At 58.5% G+C, this 6281-nt stretch carries 8 protein-coding genes; 5 read left to right on the top strand and 3 right to left on the bottom strand.

Annotated features, from left to right (window positions below; translation table 11 throughout):
• Nucleotides 1–224: 224 nt before the first annotated feature.
• The gene (locus tag NW857_RS01560) at nucleotides 225–968 is read right to left on the bottom strand and encodes a class I SAM-dependent methyltransferase (RefSeq protein ID WP_414334195.1); all 744 of its coding nucleotides are present in this window, start codon (nucleotides 966–968) and stop codon (nucleotides 225–227) included.
• 48 nt (nucleotides 969–1016) lie between these two features.
• Complete coding sequence (locus NW857_RS01555) at nucleotides 1017–1502, bottom strand: FHA domain-containing protein (protein ID WP_414367778.1); 486 nt, start codon at nucleotides 1500–1502, stop codon at nucleotides 1017–1019.
• A 416-nt stretch (nucleotides 1503–1918) separates the two neighbouring features.
• On the opposite strand from NW857_RS01555, the gene NW857_RS01550 reads away from it, so the two are divergent.
• From NW857_RS01550 to NW857_RS01530, 5 genes are all read left to right on the top strand, one after another.
• Nucleotides 1919–2590 (top strand): DUF3038 domain-containing protein, encoded by a 672-nt coding sequence (locus tag NW857_RS01550; protein ID WP_414334199.1) that lies wholly within the window; start codon nucleotides 1919–1921, stop codon nucleotides 2588–2590.
• Between the two features lie 48 nt (nucleotides 2591–2638).
• The gene (locus NW857_RS01545) at nucleotides 2639–3568 is read left to right on the top strand and encodes a DUF4335 domain-containing protein (RefSeq protein ID WP_414334201.1); all 930 of its coding nucleotides are present in this window, start codon (nucleotides 2639–2641) and stop codon (nucleotides 3566–3568) included.
• Between the two features lie 101 nt (nucleotides 3569–3669).
• Nucleotides 3670–4704, top strand: coding sequence for a CobW family GTP-binding protein (locus NW857_RS01540; protein WP_414337191.1), 1035 nt, complete (start codon nucleotides 3670–3672; stop codon nucleotides 4702–4704).
• Between the two features lie 80 nt (nucleotides 4705–4784).
• The gene (locus NW857_RS01535; protein ID WP_414334206.1) at nucleotides 4785–5111 is read left to right on the top strand and encodes a hypothetical protein; all 327 of its coding nucleotides are present in this window, start codon (nucleotides 4785–4787) and stop codon (nucleotides 5109–5111) included.
• A gap of 2 nt (nucleotides 5112–5113) precedes the next feature.
• Complete coding sequence (locus NW857_RS01530; protein ID WP_414334207.1) at nucleotides 5114–5335, top strand: hypothetical protein; 222 nt, start codon at nucleotides 5114–5116, stop codon at nucleotides 5333–5335.
• Between the two features lie 52 nt (nucleotides 5336–5387).
• Here the strand turns inward: NW857_RS01530 and guaA are convergent.
• Nucleotides 5388–6281, bottom strand: an 894-nt coding sequence (gene guaA / locus NW857_RS01525; protein ID WP_414367777.1) for a glutamine-hydrolyzing GMP synthase, incomplete at its 5' end; no start/stop codon positions are given.

The following is a 6281-nucleotide window of genomic DNA, read 5'->3' as shown; positions in this document are numbered from 1 at the left end:
AAACCCCCATTCCTCTACGTCTCGTGTGCTCTGAGATGTGTATAAGACACACCATCAAACTCCCCTCTCCCTGAGGGAGAGGGGAGTTAGAGGGGCGCGTTCGCGGCAGCGTTCGTAGCAATCACGACAGTAACGAAGCATTTCATTGCTATTTGGAATGACCATACTGCAGAGACTCCGTCCTGCTTGGGCGATTGGATTTGCGATCCCAGTTGCCGCTCCCCTCAGCTTTTGTTCCACTTACGGTAGCAGCGGGCGGTGATGAGATAGGGATGAAACACTTCTAAGAAATGGCTTTGCAACACCTGAAAGAATTGCTCGACTTTTTGCGGATCGTCCAGGTGAAAAGGAAATTCACCATTAAACCCCTTGAAAAAGTACCAGTTGATCAACAATTTGCCTTCCGGCTTAAGCCAGGCGTAAAACTGACGCAACTGCGCTGCCGGATCCGGCAAATGCTCTAGTACATCGAAGCAGATGACGGTGTCAAAGGGGATCCCTTGCGGGAAGGTTTCCGGGCAGTGGATCCGTTCGCCTAGGCCCAGCTTTTCCGCCCGCAGTTGCACAAACTGCCGATGGATGGGGTTGATATCCCAGAAAATCACCTGCTCCACCGCCGGGCAGAGAGCCGCCCCAATGGCGTGGGTGCCAATGCCACCGCCAAAATCCAGCACCAGACCGCGGGCATGGTCGGCCACCAGGCGCAGGGTATTGCCGATGTAGTCGGTGCTGCTCAGGTGCCAAGCGGCCAAGTCCAGCAAATAGGCGGATCCCACCCGATCCCGGTAAAAGGCGTCTGCCTGATCCCAGCCGAAGTCGCGCCGGCCCAGCTCTGCCAACTGTTGCTGCCCCAGCCGCAGCTTCTCCCGCAGCTCACCAGCCTCAAGGCCCAGGAAGGATCCCAGATGGGCTGCCAGGTCGAAGCCATTTTGCCAGTAGCCGCTCAGGGCAGGGGGCATGGGAGGCACAGGAACCCAAAACTCGGCAGGGGGCTGGGTTGAGAATCATTCACCCCATCAAGCGGCGGTGAAGTCGTCGTTCTCTCTGGGCGTCTCTTTCGAGGTTGCTCTCTGGGATCCGGCCAGGGCTACATTGTCGCCGAGGGTCGGCGGCCTCAAGAGAGCCGCTAGCGTCTCCGGGCTGAGGCGGTCGGTGCTCTCCACAATTGCCGTCACATTCGGGCCGAAGCCTATCTTATCCAAAAGCTCAAGGCGATGGGACAAAACCCGTTTCCCATTGACAAACAAACCATTGGTGCTGCGGCGGGATGCCGAGCTGCCGTCGAAGATCATGTAGCCGTATCCGGCCCGGTTCTCTTCCGGAATGCGGATAATCAGGGCATGCTCTCGCGAAACACAAGGGTCGCAGAGGCGGATGTGGTTGCTGGCTGCCCGGCCCACCGAGTAGTAAATCTTGTCCAAGACAACGCCGCGCCGACCCATCTGATCGGTGAAGATCAAGACCCAGTGGACAGGGTTGGGTTGGGCAGCAGGAGCGCTCATGCTCATCTGTGGGTACGCCCGGCGCTGAGGCGGTCAGAAAGGGCAGCCCAGAGACAGCCAGGCAATCAAGCCGCAAAATGCGGATCCCTCTCTCTTCCCAGCCGCTACAGACTCCAATCATACACCACCATTCTGGGCCAACAGCGCCGTCTTGCCACTCTCCTTTTCTTGAGGGCCAACAGGCTGGAAAGATGGGTTCGTTGCAAAAATAACAACTGACCCAGAACAACTCGGTCTGACTTCTAACCTGGTTGGGGAACTCTTCAGAAGCGAGAATGAGCAGGACAATGGCCAGCGCCTGCCAGATGTCCTTATCCAAGCCTTCGGCCAGAGCAAGGGTCAGAAGGTCTTGCTCCCTCAAGCACAGGAGGGATCCGGTTGCAGGTTTGGCTCGAACAGGAGATCATAGAGTTTCGTTGAAACCAAAAGCTCCCCTTGACAGCGTGACGGTGGAATCTAAACAGACTCAGCTAGACCCTCAGCCCGCCGGCCTTACCACAGCTACCGGTACCATCAAAGCCCAGTTGGATTTGTTGCTACTGGGGCTGGAATCCCTGAGCGGAGAAAGTTCTGAGGCGGTTCTGGCTGCAGCCAAAGCTCTAGACTTGGAAGATCAGATTGGCGATCGGGTAGCCCTCTGGCGCCTGCGCAACGCTAACCCTCTGCGCCGCAGCAGCGGTGGGCGCAAGAGAGTCGATATCGAAGAGGCCCGCGCCCTGGTGATGGTGATTGCCCATCTGGCTGCTCAGCAACAGGCCCGTATCCGCAGCACCTTGGAACAACTGGAAGCTGCTGTCGAGCAGGAGCTCAGCCCTTTCCGTCAGCCGCTGGTGGGAGACTACCTAGATGAATTTCTCTCTCACTATCGCAGCCGCATGGTGGATGGGGATGTGCGCGACGAGAACAGCCTTGCCGAGCTGGCCCTGCGCATCTTGATCGAGCTGATGTTCTACAGCAGCCCCAGAGGGGCACAGCGCCTGTGGAAAGCCTTGCTCAGCCGTCCTGAGATGGAGTTGCCCGCCGGCAGTGACCTAGAAGAAGGGGAGGTAGCCCATAGCTCCGGATCGGATGCTTTGCCCTCTTCCTGAAATAGACTCCTTCTCCTGGGATCCTTAGTCTGTGTTGTTTCGGTTGCCATGCCCAGTCTCACCCTTCTCAGCCATACCTATCAACAGCCCACCTCGACCCTCACGGTGCGGGGAGAAGCGCCCAGCCTGCCCGAAGCTGCGGGGGGTTCCTCAACGCCGCTCCTGCGAGCCATCCAGCAGAACTTCGAGTGTCAGTTGGAAATTCGCCAGGGGGAGACCAGCAAAACTCTGCAGGGGGACAGTGTTTGGCTCAACGATTTGATCACGGTGATCGACCGCTACGTCGGATCCCATCTGAGCGGAGAACCCAAGGGAACCTTCAGCGGTACTGTGGCCATCCGTCCGCTGGATTTTATTTTTCATCGCCTCACGGTGCGCCAAGGGGAGGATCGCATCGCCCAGGTGGATCTGTCGATGACCCAGTTGTACGACCTGCTGGAGAACCTTTCCCAAGTGGCCGATGACATTCCCCAACTGGCCAGTCTGGGAACTCCGGTGAGGCGGGCTTGGTATCGACAGCCCACCGGGATCGCCGCCCTGCTGGTGGGAGGGATCGCTCTCGTGGCCGGTGTCGGGATCTGGGCCAGCCGCCCACCCAGGGATCCTACGGCTGCCAACTCGGTGCAGGAGCAGCTCACCACCCCTGCGGTGTCGGGTCAACCGCAGCCTTTGGCCACAACTGCCCCAGAACTTGACTCAACAGGGCCGGCTCCCCTTCTCCGTCTGCGAGACACTCTGGCAGAGCAATGGCAGTCTCCCCCTGATTTGCAGGAGAGCCTGGTCTATTGGATAACCGTGGATGGGACGGGATCCCTGTTGGCTGCCGAGCCGGAGAATGAGCTGGCCCGGCAGCGCCGCGCCGCAACTCCTTTTGCCGACCTGCCGGAGTTGCCGCCGGATCCCTTGCCGACAGGCGCGCGACAGTTCCGCGTCAGCCTGGAGCCGGGCAACCGAGTGGAAATCGCCCAGGACAGATAGCCATCTCGACAAGCCAAGCTGAGGGGGGCACCCGGTCTCACGGGACGAGGGCAATGAGGATAGAGTGGAAGAGTTCCCTTTATCTAGATCGCTGCCCCTCTATGACCGCAACCATCGAAGTGCCCAAGCGAGGCTTACCTGTCACCATCATCACGGGTTTTTTGGGCAGTGGGAAAACCACCCTGCTCAACCACATTCTCAGCAACCAAAAAGGGATGCGCACGGCGGTGCTGGTCAACGAATTCGGCGAGATCGGCATCGACGGCGAGCTGATCGTCTCCAGCGAAGAAGACCTGGTGGAGCTGAACAACGGCTGCATCTGCTGCACCATCCGGGATGACATCGCCGAGAGCGTGCTGCGCCTGATGGAACGCTCCGCCAAAATCGACTACCTGGTGGTGGAGACCACAGGATTGGCGGATCCCTTGCCGGTTGCCCTCACCTTTTTGGGGCCAGAGTTGCGGGATCTGACGCGGCTGGACTCGATCATCACCTTGGTAGACGCCACCAACTTCGCCCCCGACCTGTTCAACAGCGACGTGGCCTACAGCCAAATTGCCTATGGGGATGTGATTCTCCTCAACAAAACGGACTTGGTCGAGCCGACGGAAATCGAGCGCCTGGAAAAACGCATCCGCGAGATCAAGGAAGATGCCCGCATTTTGCGCACGGTCAACAGCGCAGTACCCCTGGAGCTGATCCTGGATACAGATCTGTTTCAGTCCAGCTCTCTGCCCCAGGAGGAGGCTCACGACACTGAGCATGGGCACGAGCATGACCATGAGCACGACCACGAACACAGCCACGAGCATGGCCACTCGCACCGCAGCCACATCGAGGTTGATGGTTTTAACTCCCTAGCTTTTGAGAGCGATCAGCCTTTTTCTCTAGACGCCTTCCAGAACTTTCTCAATGAGTTGCCCGAGGCAGTCTTTCGGGCCAAAGGGATCCTGTGGTTTGAAGAAAGCCCAGAGCGACATATCTTCCACCTCAGCGGTCGGCGCTACACCCTCAGCAGCGATGCATGGCCTCGCCAGCCCAAAAACCAGTTGGTGCTCATCGGCCAGCACCTCGATACGGCCAAGCTGCGGCAAAAGTTGCAAGCCTGTCTTGTCCCTGCGCCCGTCCAGGGCTAAGAACTGGGTGGCAGCTTAGAAGCGTCGGGCCCCGTTCCCGCAGCCTCGCGAGGGGAGCCTTGAGAGAGGGCATCCCAGCTATGTCCGACATTTTTGTGATGATCCGCAACCAGGCCAACAACGCCCTCACTTCCATCGACGGGATCCCTTTTCTCAGTTTCTTGGAGCGAGAGGGGCAGTTGATCGCAGAAGAAACCATCGAGCTGATTTATGCGGATGCTGGATTTGATGACCTGCCGGTTGGAGAATACACTGTGGGGGTAAGGCATGAACGGGTGGAGCCCCCCAAAGCTACCTGCCCAGTAAGTATCGCCTCTGAGGATGAGGTTGTTTTGGTAACATTTGTTTACCTTGAGCCCGAGCGGGTTCTGCTGACGATTCATGTCTCTGTGGAGAAGAGGTTGTAGCTATGACGGTCAAAGTCATCCCATCGCACTCGATCAAAGCCTTTCGCTATCGGGTGTTTTGTTTGGGACACGATCTCTGGAATGCCCGGGATCCGATTAGCCGTGCCAACCTGGCCCTACAACTGGCCGACGCGGCCACAACCCTGGCTCGCATGGAAGTCCAAGCCGCTCAGCCCTTCAGCTCAAGCCCTTCCTATTCCCTGCCGGAAGCAGGCCACAGGTAATTGATCCAGGCCGGCCTTGAGGCCAGAGGCAAGGGATCCCGCCTGACCCGCATCACTCCCACTCGATGGTGCCGGGTGGCTTGGAAGTGATGTCATAAACGACGCGGTTAATGCCCGGCACCTCGTTGACGATGCGGTTGGAGATGGTGGCCAAGAGGTCGTAGGGCACCCTGGCCCAATCCGCCGTCATACCATCTTCGCTGGTAACCAGTCGTACCACCACTGGGCAGGCATAGGTGCGCTTATCCCCCATCACCCCCACCGAGCGCACTTCCGGCAGCAGCACGGCAAAGGCTTGCCACAACTTGGGGTAGTAGCCGGAGCGGTTGATCTCCTGGCGGACAATCATGTCCGCCTCGCGCAGGGTTTCCAGCCGCTCTTTGGTGACTTCGCCCACAATGCGGATGGCCAGTCCCGGCCCCGGGAAAGGATGGCGGCCAACAATTTCTTCCGGCAAACCCAACGAGCGGGCCAGTTGCCGCACCTCATCTTTGAAGAGCTTGCGCAGAGGTTCTACCAGCTTAAAGCGCAGATTTTCCGGCAGCCCGCCGACATTGTGGTGGCTTTTGATCTTGACGGCAATGCGCTCTCCGGTCACCGGATCCACATTGGTATTGGCCGACTCGATCACATCGGGGTAAAGAGTACCCTGGGCTAAGTACTCGAAGGGGCCCAGCCGCTGCGACTCCTCCTCAAACACGCGAATAAACTCTGCCCCAATGCGCTTGCGTTTTTCTTCCGGGTCGGTAACTCCCTTCAACTGTTGGAGGAAGCGCTCCTGGCCATCTACGTAGTGGACAGGGATGTGAAATTGTTCCTGGAAAAGGCGCAGCAGCCGCTGCGGCTCATCCTTGCGCATAAACCCCTGATCGATGAAGACGCAGGTGAGCTGGTCGCCGATGGCCTTGTGCAGCAAAAAAGCCAAAGTAGAGCTGTCCACCCCCCC

Source organism: Synechococcus sp. H55.9, from assembly GCF_047462355.1.
Classification (GTDB): Bacteria; Cyanobacteriota; Cyanobacteriia; order Thermostichales; family Thermostichaceae; genus Thermostichus.
This window is presented reverse-complemented; position numbering and strand designations above follow the sequence as displayed.